Annotated in this window: 16 protein-coding genes; 11 read left to right on the forward strand and 5 right to left on the reverse strand. The window is 65.5% G+C overall.

The genetic code is table 11. From position 1 onward, the window contains the following. Positions 1-4 precede the first annotated feature (4 nt). Entirely contained in the window at positions 5-1,231 is a 1,227-nt protein-coding gene (locus GYH26_RS07670) for a THUMP domain-containing class I SAM-dependent RNA methyltransferase (RefSeq protein ID WP_161541151.1), read from the forward strand. A 42-nt stretch (positions 1,232-1,273) separates the two neighbouring features. On the opposite strand, the gene GYH26_RS07675 is transcribed toward GYH26_RS07670, so the two are convergent. The 3 genes from GYH26_RS07675 to GYH26_RS07685 form a co-directional block, all read right to left on the reverse strand. Next, positions 1,274-1,759 (reverse strand): DUF2267 domain-containing protein, encoded by a 486-nt coding sequence (locus GYH26_RS07675; protein WP_161541152.1) that lies wholly within the window; start codon positions 1,757-1,759, stop codon positions 1,274-1,276. A gap of 80 nt (positions 1,760-1,839) precedes the next feature. Then, entirely contained in the window at positions 1,840-3,276 is a 1,437-nt protein-coding gene (locus GYH26_RS07680) for a sensor histidine kinase (protein WP_161541153.1), read from the reverse strand. Next, positions 3,273-3,968 (reverse strand): response regulator transcription factor, encoded by a 696-nt coding sequence (locus GYH26_RS07685; protein ID WP_014067013.1) that lies wholly within the window; start codon positions 3,966-3,968, stop codon positions 3,273-3,275. The genes GYH26_RS07680 and GYH26_RS07685 overlap by 4 nt, the downstream gene beginning before the upstream one ends. Positions 3,969-4,115: 147 nt before the next feature. On the opposite strand from GYH26_RS07685, the gene GYH26_RS07690 reads away from it, so the two are divergent. From GYH26_RS07690 to GYH26_RS07735, 10 genes are all read left to right on the forward strand, one after another. Continuing rightward, a complete protein-coding gene (locus tag GYH26_RS07690; RefSeq protein ID WP_161541154.1) occupies positions 4,116-5,966 on the forward strand; it encodes a copper resistance system multicopper oxidase in 1,851 nt (616 codons plus the stop codon). Further along, on the forward strand, positions 5,966-6,706 hold the full coding sequence (locus GYH26_RS07695; protein WP_242006310.1) for a copper resistance protein B: 741 nt from the start codon (positions 5,966-5,968) through the stop codon (positions 6,704-6,706). Before GYH26_RS07690 ends, GYH26_RS07695 begins: the two co-directional genes overlap by 1 nt. A gap of 79 nt (positions 6,707-6,785) precedes the next feature. Next, positions 6,786-7,268: a DUF411 domain-containing protein gene (locus GYH26_RS07700; protein ID WP_161541156.1), complete on the forward strand. Its 483-nt coding sequence runs from the start codon at positions 6,786-6,788 to the stop codon at positions 7,266-7,268. A gap of 3 nt (positions 7,269-7,271) precedes the next feature. Then, a complete protein-coding gene (locus tag GYH26_RS07705) occupies positions 7,272-7,934 on the forward strand; it encodes a TlpA family protein disulfide reductase (RefSeq protein WP_161541157.1) in 663 nt (220 codons plus the stop codon). A 433-nt stretch (positions 7,935-8,367) separates the two neighbouring features. Next, positions 8,368-9,084, forward strand: a complete 717-nt coding sequence (locus GYH26_RS07710) for a Spy/CpxP family protein refolding chaperone (RefSeq protein ID WP_161541158.1) — start codon at positions 8,368-8,370, stop codon at positions 9,082-9,084. Between the two features lie 16 nt (positions 9,085-9,100). Then, entirely contained in the window at positions 9,101-9,331 is a 231-nt protein-coding gene (locus tag GYH26_RS07715; RefSeq protein ID WP_161541159.1) for an SHOCT domain-containing protein, read from the forward strand. Continuing rightward, positions 9,328-10,005 (forward strand): class I SAM-dependent methyltransferase, encoded by a 678-nt coding sequence (locus tag GYH26_RS07720; protein WP_161541160.1) that lies wholly within the window; start codon positions 9,328-9,330, stop codon positions 10,003-10,005. The genes GYH26_RS07715 and GYH26_RS07720 overlap by 4 nt, the downstream gene beginning before the upstream one ends. Beyond that, positions 10,002-10,403, forward strand: a complete 402-nt coding sequence (locus GYH26_RS07725; RefSeq protein ID WP_161541161.1) for a DUF302 domain-containing protein — start codon at positions 10,002-10,004, stop codon at positions 10,401-10,403. The genes GYH26_RS07720 and GYH26_RS07725 overlap by 4 nt, the downstream gene beginning before the upstream one ends. Positions 10,404-10,413: 10 nt before the next feature. Next, a complete protein-coding gene (locus GYH26_RS07730; RefSeq protein ID WP_161541162.1) occupies positions 10,414-11,364 on the forward strand; it encodes a cytochrome D1 domain-containing protein in 951 nt (316 codons plus the stop codon). Between the two features lie 12 nt (positions 11,365-11,376). Continuing rightward, positions 11,377-12,813, forward strand: a complete 1,437-nt coding sequence (locus tag GYH26_RS07735) for a multicopper oxidase family protein (RefSeq protein WP_161541163.1) — start codon at positions 11,377-11,379, stop codon at positions 12,811-12,813. Here GYH26_RS07735 and GYH26_RS07740 read toward each other — a convergent pair whose 3' ends face one another. Continuing rightward, positions 12,814-13,767: a ring-cleaving dioxygenase gene (locus tag GYH26_RS07740; RefSeq protein WP_161541164.1), complete on the reverse strand. Its 954-nt coding sequence runs from the start codon at positions 13,765-13,767 to the stop codon at positions 12,814-12,816. A gap of 81 nt (positions 13,768-13,848) precedes the next feature. Further along, complete coding sequence (locus tag GYH26_RS07745) at positions 13,849-14,289, reverse strand: cupin domain-containing protein (protein ID WP_161541165.1); 441 nt, start codon at positions 14,287-14,289, stop codon at positions 13,849-13,851. Positions 14,290-14,330 lie beyond the last annotated feature (41 nt).

A 14,330-nucleotide genomic window follows, 5' to 3' on the forward strand; every position in this document is an offset into this window, starting at 1 on the left:
GATCGTGGCCGAACCGACCTTACCGCTTCCTTCCGTTTTCCAGGCCCCTGATCCCTGGATTCCCGAGCCGCTTTCCAATCCCCCGGTGGTTTCCTGTGCAGCCGGCTTCGAGCCGGTGGTGGCCGAAGAACTTCGCAAGCTGGGCCATACGCCCTACTACCTGAAACCGGCCAAGCTGGTACTTCCCGAGGCGGGTCCGGACGCCTGCCCGGCGCTGAACTTCTATCCGCGCACCGTCCATCGCGTCTATCTGCTGCTGGGACTGGGACGTGCACCGACGCTACAGGACGTGCGGGCGCTGGCGCAGGCCGTTTCCTTTCATGCCTATCTGAACCCGGAGCAGCGTTTTGCCGTGCGCGCACAGCGCCACGGATCCCACGACTTCACGTCGATGGACGTCGCCCGTGAAGTGGGCTCGGCCGTGGTCGAGCGCGTGCAGGCACACACCGGACGGCGCATTCGAGCCGACCTGGACACGCCCGACGTAGAGATCATGGCCGAACTGAGTGACGACCAGCTCCTGCTTCTGCTGAACACCTCAGGCCCACCCCTGCACCGTCGGCACCATCGGGCCTTTCAGCATTTTGCGCCGCTGCTTCCCACGCTGGCGGCCGCGCTGCTCCGGCTGTCGTCTTTCCCGGACAACGTGGATCTGCTCATCGACCCGATGGCGGGCGGCGGCACAATCCCCATCGAAGCGGCCCTGCTGGCCCGCAACGTGGCACCCGGACTCCTGCTGCCGGAAGGACAGCTGGCACTGTTTCGTCTGTCTTTTCTCGACCACACTGCGTGGAGTCGGTTGCGTCACCGCGCGGAACGCCAGGTGCGTCCCCGCTCGCCCGTTCCGATCCTGGCGGCCGACCGCTACGCCCGCAACATTCGGGGCATGAAGGCCAATCTGGAAGCCATGGGCGTGGCGGCCGACGTGACCGTCTGCGCCGGCCGGGCCGAGCGCATGGCCTACCTGGAACAGCAGCCACCCGGACGCTGGAGCATCGTAACCAACCCGCCCTATGGCCTGCGCCTGGGCGATCCGCGGCGCATTGACCGACTCTACCACGACTTTGCCCGCGCCTGCGCCCGACACGGCATTGCCGAAGTCGTGGCGCTCACGCCCCGCCGCGACTCCTGGCTCGAGGCCTTCACGCAGGCCGGTTATCACCCGACACTCGTACAGCCCGTGCGCTACGGGAAGCTGGAAGCTTTTGCGCTGCGCGTCGAGCCGGCCTAAACAAAAAAGGGGTGGCTTGAACGCCACCCCTTTGCCACTGCTTTACGCCGTCTGCGCCGAAGGCTCCGGCCACAGGTGCCGGATCGCTTTGGGCAACATGGCCCGCACGTCGGCAATCTCACCGGCGCTGATATGCCGGTTCAGCACTTCGAAGACGACCCGCACGGCCTGCTGCGGGCTGATGGTTAGCCCGATCTGGTGCAACTCTTCCTGAATGGGCATCAGGAAGTCCTCTTCGTGCCGCAGGCGCAGCGGCTTGTCGGTGGGGTCCCATCCTTCGTAGAAAATACCACGCACCAGCAGCGGAAGCTGAGCAGCAAACTGAGCCGCCTCCTCCACGGTCAGCCGATCCCGCAACTGGTGCAGCACGGCCCGCAGCACGTGATAGGCATAGCGCCGGGCCGTCTCCTCCGGATGCGGGCTGTTGCCCACATGTTCGTCCAGGTGCAGCGCCTCTCGAATCTCCTTCAGCCAGGTGTTCGTCTTCTGGATCGTGCTGTCAAACACGTCCAATCCGGTCATCGACATGGCGCACCTCCCGGTTTTTGGTTGACACGCTGTCACCCACAGGCTCCGGAGATCTGCTCGACAAAGCGCGTTCCGGTCTGTCAGGCCGACAGCACCGGCACCGGACAGGCCGGCCAGTAAACCTCGAAGGTGCTGCCCTTGCCGGGGCCCGGGCTCCAGGCCCGCACCGAGCCGCCGCAGGCTTCCACGATGGCGCGTACGATGGCCAGGCCGAGTCCGGAGCCGGGCCTGCCTTCGGCCGAGCGTCCCCGGTAAAAGCGGTCGAAGAGATGCGCCGCTTCCGCCGGATCGAAACCGATCCCGGTATCCGTAACCCGCAGCCGGATCTGGCCGTCGAGCCGATGCACTTCCAGACGCACCCGGCCACCCGGCGGCGTGTACTTACAGGCGTTGGAAAGCAGATTGTCGAGCACCTCGTCCAGATATTCCGGCACCACGCAAACCCAGGCCTGTCCGGGCAACACCGCCTCGAAACGCAGCCCTGCCTGCTCGAAGCGGGCCTGCCAGTCCTTCAGGTGCGACTGACAGCGCTCGACCAGATCGGTCGGGCGGGCGCGCTCATGCGCGTCGGTGCGCTCGAGACGGGCCAGGTGCAGCAGGCCGCGGACGGTTTCCGTCATGCGCTCGACGTCGCGCAGGGCTTCTTCGAGCACTTCGCGATAGTAGGCGGCCTGGCGGGGTCGCCGGAGTGCCACCTCCAGCTCGCTGCGCAGCGCCGAAAGCGGCGTCAACAGTTCGTGGGCCGCGTTGTCCGTAAAGCGCCGTTCCCGCTCGAGCGAGGCGGCCAGGCGTGCCAGCAGGTCGTTGAACGTCTCGGCCAGCTCGGTCAGTTCGTCCTGCACCCCGCCCGGGACGGGCAGGCGCGCCGCCAGGTTGTCGGCGCCCATCTGCCGGGCGGTCGCCGTCAGCAGCGCTACCGGCTGCAGAGCCCGCCGAGCCAGCCAGTAGCCGCCCAGGGCGGCCAGCAGCACGCTCAGCACGATCCCCAGTCCCAGCACCAGGCCCAGATGGTGCAGCTCGCGGTGGAGCGACCACTCGAAGCCTGTCACCTCCAGCCAGCCGAATAGCAGACCTGCCTCATCGAAAAGCGGCGTGTAGCGGGTGCGCGCTGGCTTGCCTTCCCACGTGTGGCTGTAGACCTGCACATCCAGGACGGGCTGCACGCGCACGGGCAGCGAATCGTGCCGGGCGAAATTGGGACTCTCGTAGACCACGCGACCGTCGGGGCGCAGCAGCCGCACATACGTACCGTAAATGCCGTCGGTCTGATAGGCCACGGAGCGCAGCGTATCGAGCGCCACAAACACAGGCACACCGGCCCGCTCCTGCACGAACGGCATGAGCTGGCGCGTCTCGTGGATCAGATGCTGGTCGAAGTCCCGATGCCGGGCCATGTGGAAGCTCACGTAGCTGAAGGCCGCAAACAGCCCCAGCAGTACCAGCAACGTAACGGCATACCAGAGCGCCAGCCGTACGGAGATCGACCAGCGGTGCGGAAGGCGACGAAGCCACGTCATGGCGTTTCCGTGGCGGACGGTTCAAGCCGCAGGGCGTAGCCGACCCCCCGGACGGTTTCGATCTGCAGCGCCGGAGAAGCGTCGCTCAGCTTCTGGCGCAATCCGGAAACGGTCACGTCGATCGTGTTGTCGCTCACGTAGAATGGGTCGCCCCAGACCTGCTCGGCAATCCGCGTGCGCGAGAGCACCTCGCCCGGATGACGCGCCAGAAAGCGCAGCAGATCGTACTCCTTGGGCCGCAGCGGCAGGACGTACTCACCCACCCGGACCTGGCGGCGCCGCTCGTTGATCTCCAGCGGCCCCAGGCGGATCACGTCGGTTGCCTGCCAGACGGGCGAACGGCGCAGCAGCGCCCGCAACCGGGCCAGCAACTCCTCGAAGGCGAAAGGTTTTCCCAGATAGTCGTCGGCTCCGGCGTCCAGTCCGGCCACCCGGTGTTCGAGGTCGTCCAGCGCCGTCAGCATCAGGATCGGCATCTGATAGCCGGCCTCCCGCAGGCGCCGCACCAGCGTCTGGCCGTCCATCCGGGGCAACCGCCAGTCCACGATCAGCGCATCGTAATGGCTGGCCTGCACACGGGCCTCCGCTTCCACCCCGTCGGCCACCCGATCCACCTGGTATCCTTCTTCACGAAGCCCCCGGGCCAACGCCCGCGCCAGCCGCTCATCGTCTTCCACCAGCAGAATCCACATGGTAGCCGCGCTTTTTGTTGCATGAAAGACCCGTCCGGACGTTCAGTTTCTTCCTTAAAAGGTTTTAAGCCACGGCCCAGTCAGGTTTTAGATCCCGGGAAAAAAATTACGGCCGGTTAACTGAAACACCGATCCACCGAAGCCAACATGAAGCGCTTCACACGTCGTGACTTTCTGCAGACGCTGGCGGTGCTGGGCATTTCGACGGGGATCGAGGCGCTCCTTCCGGCCTACGCGCGGCCGCGTCCACGCGTGGCTGCTCCCCGTCGTTCAGGCCGCGGTCCGGTGACCTACGACCTGACCATTGCCGAGACGCCGATCCGCATCGGCGGCCGTAAGGCGAAGGCCACCACCATCAACGGCACGGTACCGGGACCGCTGCTGCGCTTCCGCGAAGGCGACGAGGTGATCATCCGCGTCACCAACCGCCTGAAGGAAGATACGTCCATTCACTGGCATGGCCTGCTGGTGCCTTTCGACATGGACGGCGTGCCGGGCGTGAGCTTTCCGGGCATCAAACCCGGCGAGACCTTCACGTACCGGTTCCGGTTGCGCCAGCACGGCACCTACTGGTACCACAGCCACAGCGGGCTGCAGGAGCAGACGGGCATCTACGGCCCGCTCATCATCGATCCGGCCGAAGAGCCCTATCCCTACGATCGCGAGTACGTGATCGTGTTGAGCGACTGGACCTTCGAGAATCCGCATCGCGTGCTGGCCCGGCTCCGCAAGTACCCCGGCTATTACAACTTCCAGCGGCGCACGCTGGCCAATCTGTTCGAAGAAGCCAGAGAGATGGGCTTCTGGAAGGCGCTGAAGGATCGGCTGAGCTGGGGGCGCATGCGCATGGGCGCCACGGACATCGTGGATATCACCGGCGCCACCTACACGTACCTGATGAACGGCCACGCGCCCGAAGACAACTGGACGGCGCTGTTCCGCCCAGGCGAGCGCGTGCGCCTGCGGTTCATCAACGCGGCGGCCGGAAGTATCTTCGACGTGCGCATTCCGGGGCTGCCGATGACCGTGATTCAGGCCGACGGCCAGTACGTGCAGGCGGTCACGGTGGACGAATTCCGAATCGGCATTGCGGAAACCTACGACGTGATCGTCGAGCCGAAAGAAGAGCAGGCCTACACGATCTTTGCCGAGTCGATGGATCGCAGCGGCTACGCCCGTGCCACGCTGGCCCCGCGCGAGGGCATGGAAGGTCCCATCCCGCCGCTCCGGAAGCGTCCGCTGCGCACGCATGCCGACATGGGCATGGTGCACGAGGGTCACGCGGGGATGAGCCATGAAGCCATGCCCACCCACCACCAGGAGCACCGGATGCCCGCCGACACGACCGGACATCACATGCACGGCGGGCATGACCACCATACCGGACATGCCATGATGGCGGGTATGATGAGCGGCGTGGGCCAGCCACCGGGCATGCCGCCGGAACCGCAGCCCCACGGGGACGACACGCACGGCCCGGGCAACGCGGCCGTGCCGATGATCACGCGCAGCCGCCTGCACGAGCCGGGCGTGGGCCTGGGCGAAGACGGCTGGCGCGTGCTGGTCTATACCGATCTCAAGAGCCTGCATCCCCGCGAGGACTTCCGTCCGCCTACCCGCGAGATCGAGCTGCACCTGACCGGCAACATGGAGCGCTTCCTGTGGGGCATCGACGGCAAAACCTATTCGGAAGCGCCCGAGCCGATTCGCCTGCGCTACGGCGAGCGGGTGCGGCTCGTGCTCGTCAACGACACGATGATGGAACACCCCATGCACCTGCACGGGATGTGGATGGAACTCGAAAACGGCCACGGCCGGCACATTCCACGCAAACACACGATTCTGGTCAAGCCGGCCGAGCGGCTCTCCGTGCTGATCACGCCGGACGAGCCCGGCCCCTTTGTCTTCCACTGCCACATCCTCTATCACATGGAGATGGGGATGTTTCGCGTCTTCGAAGTATCCGAACCTGAAACGGCAACCCGAACCTCGTCATGATGCGTCGGATAGGAGTCTTTCTGTTGCTCGCCGCACTTGCGGTGCTGCCTGCCCGCCAGCTTCGGGCCCAGGCGCAGCCGCTGGTCCACTTCATGAACGAAAACACGCTGGCCTTCGTGCTTTTCGACCTGCTGGAGACCTCACCCGCCCTGGACGGCCGCCCGCTGCAGTGGGACATGGACGCCTGGGTCGGAAAGATGTACAACCGACTCTGGATCCGCAGCGAAGGCGAACTGCTGACCGCGCAGCGCGGCGGCGAAGCGGAGTTTCAGGCGCTCTACAGTCGGGTCGTAGCGCCTTACTGGGACCTGCAGGTCGGTGCCCGCTTCGAGGTAGCCTACGGCGAGCAGACCCGCACACGCGCCCACCTGGCCCTGGGACTGGAAGGCCTGGCTCCCTACTGGTTCGAGCTGGAACCGATCCTGTTCGTCAGCCAGGACGGAGACGTCTCCGCCTCCCTGGTGGCCTCGCATGACCTGTTCGTCACGCAGCGGCTGATTCTGCAACCCCGGCTGGAGGCGCTGGTGGCCGTGCAGGAGGTGCCTGAGTGGGGCGTCGGACGTGGACTGAACCGCGTGGACTTCGGTCTGCGGCTGCGCTTCGAGCTGGTGCGCGAGTTTGCCCCGTACATTGGCTTCAACTGGAGCCGCCTCTACGGAGGTGCGGCCGACCTGGCCCGCGCAGAAGGCGAAGCGACGCGCACGTCCGGGTTTGTAGCCGGCGTGCGGCTCTGGTATTGAAAAAATGCCGAGAACGGGAGCCTCTGCCCGACTTTGGCCGTAATGCCTGCAACCCTGCTTCACCTTACCCCCGAATCTCATGCGCATCACCCGCAAAACCTACGTGCTGGGCTTTCTGCTGGGCGCGGCCCTGGCTGCCATTGGTCTGGCCCTCTACAGCAGCCAGCAGCAGGCTTCGGCCCAGCCCACCCTGACCGTCTTCAAAAGCCCCACCTGCGGCTGCTGCGGCAAGTGGGTGGAGCACATGAAAGCGGCCGGCTTTAACGTGCGCGTCGAGGACGTGCAGGACCTGAGCGCGATCAAAGCCCGCTTCCACGTGCCCGGCACGCTGCATTCCTGCCACACGGCCATCGTCGAAGGCTACGTGATCGAAGGCCATGTGCCGGCGGCCGACGTGTGGCGCCTGCTCCGGGAAAAGCCGGACGTAACCGGTCTGGCGGTCCCGGGCATGCCGATCGGTTCGCCCGGCATGGAGCAGGGCTTCCGCGTGGATCCCTACGACGTGCTGGCGTTTACGACGGACGGTCAGACACGGGTCTTCGCCCGCTACGGACAGGAATAGGCGATGCAGGAGAGCCTGCCGCTCAGTCCATCGCTGCTGTACGCGCTGGCGGGATTGCTGGTGGTCGGCGGCCTGGCGCTGCTCTGGTTGGCGCCACGCCTCAGCCCGCGTCGCCGTCTGGAAGGCGCGGCGGCCTGGACCGGCGCGCTGTTCGGCGGCGTGGTGATGCTTTCGGGACTGGCCCTGGGCGCGCTGGCCTACCTGCGCCAGCAGCAGCCCGAGATCGTTCAACCGCCGGGGGTGGTTGGGCGCCCCGCACCGGAGCTGGTCTTTCGTCTGGTAGACACCGACGAGCCTCGCACGCTGGCCGATTACCGGGGGAAGGTGATTCTGCTGAACCTCTGGGCCACCTGGTGCGGCCCCTGCCTGGCCGAAATTCCCGAACTCAATCGTTTCCAGCAGGCCTATCAGGACCGGGGTGTCGTGGTAATCATGATCTCAGACGAACCCCGCCAGACCATTCTGGAATTCACGAAAGAACGTCCCTTAGAAGCCGTCAGCGGCTATCTGCCTGAAGACGCCCGCTGGCCCTGGCCCTACAACCGGGTCGAACAGGCCCGCCCCACCACGTTCGTGATCGATCGCGACGGCATCATCCGCGAGACCTGGCCCGGCGCCGCCGACTTTGCCCAGTTCGAAGCGGCGGTGTTGCCCTATCTGGAATAAGCAGGTTTCCGCCTCTTGGCAGTACGCTTCGGGAAGCCCCGCTTCATGCCTGGCACAGAGCCTGTTTGTAGAACTTATCCGGAAAACAAGAGGAGATCCGGTAAGCCGGCACTTCGCGTCGCGTGTCGGAAGCACGGGTTTATAGTAAACCACGAAGGCGCCGGCCGAAATGACGTTTCCCGTTCGGCACTTCGCTGCGCTCCGTGCCTGACTACGAACAGAGTCTGTTTGTAGGGTAAGCCGTGAAGGCGTTTTAGCGAAGTGCCCCCCTTTCTGCCTGCATACGCGTTCCTTAAGCACCCATTGCCGTCACTGTAACCGCTTCGTTGCGTGCCTTAAAAGCTTTTCAGCCGCCGCTCAGTCGTTTTAAATAAAGGGTTCAGTAGCTTGAGAGCGTATTCTGAACCTGCAACCAACCCGAGGAGGTAACGCCATGTATACGGTGATAAAGCGACTGGTGCTGGGCCTGACCTTGCTGAGCATGCCGGCCCTGGCCCAGCAACACGGCCATCAAATGATGCGTCCGGACACCGCCCGCGGAATGATGCAGGGCGGCATGATGGGCCAGATGGGCATGATGATGCAGATGATGCCCCGCATGATGGGCATCATGCAGCAGGGCATGATGATGCAGAACCCGCTGCACCATGCCACCATGATGGCCTTTGTGCTTCCGGCGATGGCCGATACGCTGGGCCTTTCCGAGCAGCAGCAGCGCCAGCTTGGTGAACTCAAACAACGCATGCTGCAGGCGCATCGCGCCCGCCAGCAGGAGATCCGGCAGCACCAGCAGGCCCTGCAGGCGCTCTTTCAGAGCGAGCAGCAGCCCGATCCGGCCGCCCTGCGCGAGCACCTGCAGGCAATCGCCCGGCTGGAGGTAGATGACCGGCTGGCCCCCTACGAAACCTTCCGCCAGATGCTCCAGGTGCTCAACGACGCGCAGCGCGAGCGCCTGCGCGGCATGCAGCCCCATCAGCTGATGGCCTACATGATGCGGCTGCCCATGATGGAGATGATGCCGATGATGCACATGATGCACGGCCGCGAAGGCATGATGCAGATGATGCAGGGCGGCATGCCCATGCACCGACAGATGGAAGGACAACACGGGCACGATCAGGACGGCCATCACCACCATCGTCCCCGTTGATTAAACGGAGAAGACCATGTACGGACCACACATGTTCTGGGGCATGCACTGGGGGTGGTGGATCTTCTGGATCGTGGTGATCATCGCGCTGGTCTGGCTGCTCAGCCAGCGCCGGACCGGCGCGCCGCCCCCACCCCGGAAAGAATCGCCGCTGGAGCTGCTTCAGCGCCGCTACGCGGCGGGAGAAATCTCGACCGAAGAGTACGAGGAGCGTCGGGCCCGCCTGGAACGCGACCGGTTGGAATGAGCTCGTTCACTCAAAACCGGGTATCCGTCGAGCCGGAGGCCACGGCGTTTGCGCGGCGGGCCTACGACCGTGTGGCCGCCTGCTACGATCTGCTGGAGCTGCCGATGGAATGGCTGGCCTTCCGGCGCTGGCGGCGTCGTCTCTGGGAGGGCGTCCGGGGGCCGCGTGTACTTGAACTCGGCGTCGGCACCGGCAAGAACATCCCGTACTACCCGCCAGAGGTCACGGTGACGGCCATCGACCTCTCCCCCCGCATGCTCGAGCGGGCACGTCGCCGGGCCGCCCGCTTTCCGGACCGGAGCGTCGAGCTGCTGGAAATGGACGCGCAGGCGCTGACCTTCCCGGACGACACGTTCGATGACGTCGCCGCTACGTTCGTCTTCTGCTCCGTCCCCGATCCGGTGCGAGGACTCCGGGAGGCGCTGCGCGTCACCCGGCCGGGCGGCCGGCTCCACCTGCTCGAACACATGCGTGTGCGCTCCGAACGTATCGGCCGGTGGATGGATCGGCTCGATCCCCTGATCTATCGCCTGACGGGCGTGCATATCGCCCGTCGCACCACGGAAAATGTACGGAAGGCCGACTGGGTGCTGGAACAGGAAGTGGATCTGGCACCCGGCGGCCTCGTTCGTCATCTGGTAGCCCGTAAACCAACCAACCAGCAGGAGCCATGAGCGAAACGAAAACGGCCTACTACTTCGCCCGCACGCTTCCGGTCAGCCTCGAAGAGGCCGAAGCCCGCGTGCGCGAACTGTTGCAGCAGGAAGGGTTCGGCGTGCTGACCGAAATCGACGTGCAGGCCACGCTGAAAAAGAAGCTGAACGTCGAGGTGCGCCCCTACAAGATCCTGGGCGCCTGCAATCCGCATTTTGCCCACCAGGCCCTGCAGGCCGAGCCGCACATCGGCACGATGCTGCCCTGCAACGTGATCGTACGCCAGACCGACGACGGCCAGACCGAAGTGGCTGCCATCGACCCGGTGGCCTCCATGCAGGCCGTCGACAACCCGGCGCTGCGTCCGATCGCCGAGCAGGTGCGCGAGCGCCTGCAGCGCATCATTGAAAAACTTTAGCCCAAAAAACATGCGGTTTCTCCTCATGGGGTCGATCCTGCTGACACTCGGCCTGCTGGCCGGGTGTACCGAAACCCCACCGGTTGCCGACAATCAGGTATTTGTTACGCTCTCGGCCCAGCAGGGCGTGGCCGTACTACCACAACATGCTGTCTGGCCGGCCGGGGAGCAGATGACCTACCTCACGGTCGATCCGGAAGGCCGTCTTGTACTGGCCACCAGCAGCCGAGAAAACCGGGTTTATGCCTTTGACGCCCGCGAGGGACGTCTGCTGGCCCGGATCCCGGTCGGCCGGACACCCAAGGGGGTCAAAATCGATCACGCCGGCCGGTGGGCGGCGGTCGCAAACGAGGGAGATGGGACATTGTCACTGATTGACCTGGCCACCCTGACGGTGGTAGACACCATCCGGGTGGGCCCCACCCCACACAACAGTGTCTTTTCTCCCGACGACAGTCTGTTGTATGTGACGCTACAGGGCGACAGCAGCGTTGCCGTGGTAGATGTGGTACGGCGCACCGTGATCGATCGCCTGCCGGCCGGACGTGCGCCCCACAACGTCGACCTTTCCCCCGACGGCCGTCGGCTGTACGTTTCGAACATCGGCAGCCGGGACCTGACCGTGATCGACCTGCCGACACGTCGCATCATCCGCCGGATCCCCCTGGCTCCGCCACACCATGGCGTCGATGCTACCCCGGACGGACGGTATGTGCTGGTCACCGGCATTGCCGGCCAGGTTGTCACGGTCATTGATGCCCGAAAACTGGAGGTGGTCAAGCAGATTGAAGTAGGCATCGGCCCCCATGGAGTGCGGGCCAGCCGGGACGGTCGAACCGCCTACGTGGCCCTGGTGCCCCAGAACCGCGTGGCCATCCTCGATCTGACTACGCTTACCGTAGACCGCTATCTGGAGCCGGGCAACGGTCCCTTCTGGATTGCCATCCCTGGAAATCCCTGACCTGGCCCTGCTATGCCCGACCGCCGCACGTTTCTACGCGCGTTGCTGGGCACGACGGCTGCCCTGGCGGTGCCCGGTCTATGGACGGCCGGGTGCCGTCGGGAGCCGGCCGACGCCGCCACCATCGCGCCCTCGCTACGCCGAGATACGCCGACCGGTCCCACCCGCACCGTTCGACTTCGAGCGGAGGAGATCGAAGTCGAGGTCGCACCGGGGCACGTCTACCGCACCTGGGGCTACAACGGCGCCTTCCCCGGGCCGGAGCTTCGGGTGCGCGAGGGCGAACAGCTGCAGGTCGTGGTCGAGAACCACCTGCCTGAAGGGACTACCATCCACTGGCACGGCGTGCCGGTCCCCAATGCCATGGACGGCGTGCCCGGTCTGACGCAGGACCCCATCGCGCCGGGCCAGACGTTCACCTATACGTTCGTGGCCGCTCCCTCCGGTAGCTATCTTTACCACAGCCACGTGGGCCTGCAGCTCGATCGCGGTCTGCTCGGCGCTTTAATTATCGAAGAAACGACTCCCCATGTCTCCTACGACCGGGAGTACACGCTGGTGCTGGACGACTTCCTACCGGGTGAACCCCGGCCGCTCACCGCTGCGACGCCCGGTATGCGGGGCCGGGGCATGATGGGACGCGGGATGATGGGCGGCATGATGGGTGTGCAGGTGCCCCCGTACGCCGGTTCACTCATCAACGGCCGCCTGCCCGAGGCGGCTCCGGTCTTCGAAGTGCGGCGTGGCGAGCGGGTGCGCCTCCGCCTGCTGAATCCCTCCGGGGCCAGCACCTTTCGCTTTGCCATCGACGGCCATGCGATGCTCGTCACCCATGCCGATGGCCGCCCGGTCGAACCCGTCCGCGTCGACAACCTGCTCATCGGAATGGGCGAACGCTACGACGTAATCATCGAAGCCGACAACCCCGGTCGCTGGGCCATTGTGGCCGTTCCGGTCGAGGGCACGCACCCGCCGGCCCGGGCCGTGCTCCACTACCGGGAAAGCCGGGCACGCGGCCTGCTCTTCGGCCTGCCCGAAACACTCCGCGGCCGTCCGCTCGACTACAGCGATCTGAAATGCCTCGAAATGCTACCGGCACAGCGGCCGGATCGCTCCTTCGATCTGCTGCTTTCAGGCGGCATGATGATGGACCCGCGCTGGACAATCAACGGCCAGGCCTATCCGGACGCTGAGCCGCTGGAAATCGCCCGGGGCGAGCGCGTGCGCTTCCGCATGGTCAACCACAGCATGATGCTGCACCCGATGCACCTGCACGGCCACTTCTTCCGCGTGGGCGATGCCCTGAAAGATACCGTGCTGGTGCCGCCGCATATAGGACGTGTCGTGTTCGACTTTGTGGCCGACAACCCCGGACGCTGGTTCTTCCACTGCCACAACCTCTACCACCTCGAAAGCGGCATGGCCCGCGAAGTCCGCTACCGCGCCTGATCAGGTCCACGCCGCCGGTTCGGGCACCCGAAGTGGCGGCAGCGCCGCTTCGATGTCGGCCCGGTGCGGCTCCAGCCAGGGCGGCAGCACCAGCTTTTCGCCCAGGTGGGCCGGCTCCTCGTCGCGGGCAAAACCGGGTCCGTCGGTGGCCAGCTCGAAGAGCACACCACCCGGCTCCCGGAAATAAACCGAGGTGAACCAGAACCGGTCGATCAGCCCGGTCGGCCGAAGACCGGCCTCGGCCAGCGCCCGCCGTAACCCGTCCTCCTCGGCTACGTCGCGCGTGCGCCAGGCCACGTGATGCACACCGCCTCGCCCATCACGCCCCGACATGGCGCCGGGCAGCACCTGCACGTCCACCAGCTGCCCCGGCGCACCTTCCTCGACGGCGTAGCGATACCAGACTCCTTCTGCTGCAAGGCGCCGGAAGCCCAGGTGTTCGGTCAGCACCTGCTCGGTGGGCGCCAGCTCCCGCTCCCAGAGCTGCACCGAGTGAAAGCCCCGCAGTTGATGCGCGGGCGGCACCGGACTGTCGTCCCAGGGCACGAACGGCCGCTCCTGCTCGGTCGCCACCAGCGCCAGCCGGAGCCCGTGTGGATCCTGAAAGCGCAACACCGCCTCCCCAAAGGGCGAGGTGGTCGGCTCGAAGGCCACCCCATAGCGGGTCAGGCGCTGCTGCCAGTAATCCAGACTCTCGGGGTGCACGGCGAACGCCACCGTCATCACGCGTCCCGTCCCCTCACGAGCGGGCGGCAGGTCCGGCCACGGGAAGAACGTCAGGTCGGTACCTGGCGTCCCGGCCCCGTCCGCATAGAACAGATGATAGGTGGTGGGATCGTCCTGATTGACCGACCGCTTCACCAGTCGCAGCCCCAGCACCCCGACGTAGAAATCAAGGTTCTCCTGAGCCGGACCGCAGATTGCCGTCACGTGATGAATTCCGTGCACGCCCATGGTCGCTCCGGAAGTGGCTCTCCTTTCCGGTTAGAACCGGCCGGATCGCACACTTGTTGCAACAGACAAGTAACAGCAGGCTCAAGTGGCGGTCGTGCCGGTCCAGGACGGCGGGTCGCTGGCCGGGAACGACTCCTCGCCGGCCTCCTGCACTTCGTCCAGCGGTTCATCGGCGGGCAGCGTTACCAGGAGAGCCCGGCAGGCCGTCGTGCCCGGAATATGCAGACGGTGTCCGCTTCCTGACGTATCCTCGAAAAGGACGGCTTCGCCCGGACCGAAGCGCCGGGGGGCCTGATCGGGTACGATCACGTCGATCTCCCCTTCCAGCACCACCAGTAACTGCCGGGTGCCCACCGTACGCCAGTCGTGCGCATGCCCGGCCGGCGCTTCCAGGAATTGAATATGCCCGGCCGACCAGCGCTTGGAAAGCAATCCATCGGCACCGGCATCCCGAAGCTTCAGTTCCCATCGGCCGAAAACGGCCCGCCCATCCGGGCCGGTATAAACACGGGTGATCTGCATGGCGGTTGCGCTTTATGTTTTTCACCACAGGCTTTCAATGA

The sequence above is a fragment of the Rhodothermus marinus genome (genome assembly GCF_009936275.1).
Classification (GTDB): Bacteria; Bacteroidota; Rhodothermia; order Rhodothermales; family Rhodothermaceae; genus Rhodothermus; species Rhodothermus marinus_A.

Excerpts from the sequence above, each read along its gene's own strand:
- GYH26_RS07730 (WP_161541162.1), top strand. The coding sequence starts at position 10,414 with ATGCGGTTTCTCCTCATGGGGTCGATCCTGCTGACACTCGGCCTGCTG.
- GYH26_RS07735 (WP_161541163.1), top strand. The coding sequence starts at position 11,377 with ATGCCCGACCGCCGCACGTTTCTACGCGCGTTGCTGGGCACGACGGCT.
- GYH26_RS07680 (WP_161541153.1), bottom strand. The coding sequence starts at position 3,276 with ATGACGTGGCTTCGTCGCCTTCCGCACCGCTGGTCGATCTCCGTACGG.
- GYH26_RS07710 (WP_161541158.1), top strand. The coding sequence starts at position 8,368 with ATGTATACGGTGATAAAGCGACTGGTGCTGGGCCTGACCTTGCTGAGC.
- GYH26_RS07700 (WP_161541156.1), top strand. The coding sequence starts at position 6,786 with ATGCGCATCACCCGCAAAACCTACGTGCTGGGCTTTCTGCTGGGCGCG.
- GYH26_RS07715 (WP_161541159.1), top strand. The coding sequence starts at position 9,101 with ATGTACGGACCACACATGTTCTGGGGCATGCACTGGGGGTGGTGGATC.
- GYH26_RS07725 (WP_161541161.1), top strand. The coding sequence starts at position 10,002 with ATGAGCGAAACGAAAACGGCCTACTACTTCGCCCGCACGCTTCCGGTC.
- GYH26_RS07685 (WP_014067013.1), bottom strand. The coding sequence starts at position 3,968 with ATGTGGATTCTGCTGGTGGAAGACGATGAGCGGCTGGCGCGGGCGTTG.
- GYH26_RS07720 (WP_161541160.1), top strand. The coding sequence starts at position 9,328 with ATGAGCTCGTTCACTCAAAACCGGGTATCCGTCGAGCCGGAGGCCACG.
- GYH26_RS07690 (WP_161541154.1), top strand. The coding sequence starts at position 4,116 with ATGAAGCGCTTCACACGTCGTGACTTTCTGCAGACGCTGGCGGTGCTG.
- GYH26_RS07745 (WP_161541165.1), bottom strand. The coding sequence starts at position 14,289 with ATGCAGATCACCCGTGTTTATACCGGCCCGGATGGGCGGGCCGTTTTC.
- GYH26_RS07705 (WP_161541157.1), top strand. The coding sequence starts at position 7,272 with ATGCAGGAGAGCCTGCCGCTCAGTCCATCGCTGCTGTACGCGCTGGCG.
- GYH26_RS07695 (WP_242006310.1), top strand. The coding sequence starts at position 5,966 with ATGCGTCGGATAGGAGTCTTTCTGTTGCTCGCCGCACTTGCGGTGCTG.
- GYH26_RS07675 (WP_161541152.1), bottom strand. The coding sequence starts at position 1,759 with ATGTCGATGACCGGATTGGACGTGTTTGACAGCACGATCCAGAAGACG.
- GYH26_RS07740 (WP_161541164.1), bottom strand. The coding sequence starts at position 13,767 with ATGGGCGTGCACGGAATTCATCACGTGACGGCAATCTGCGGTCCGGCT.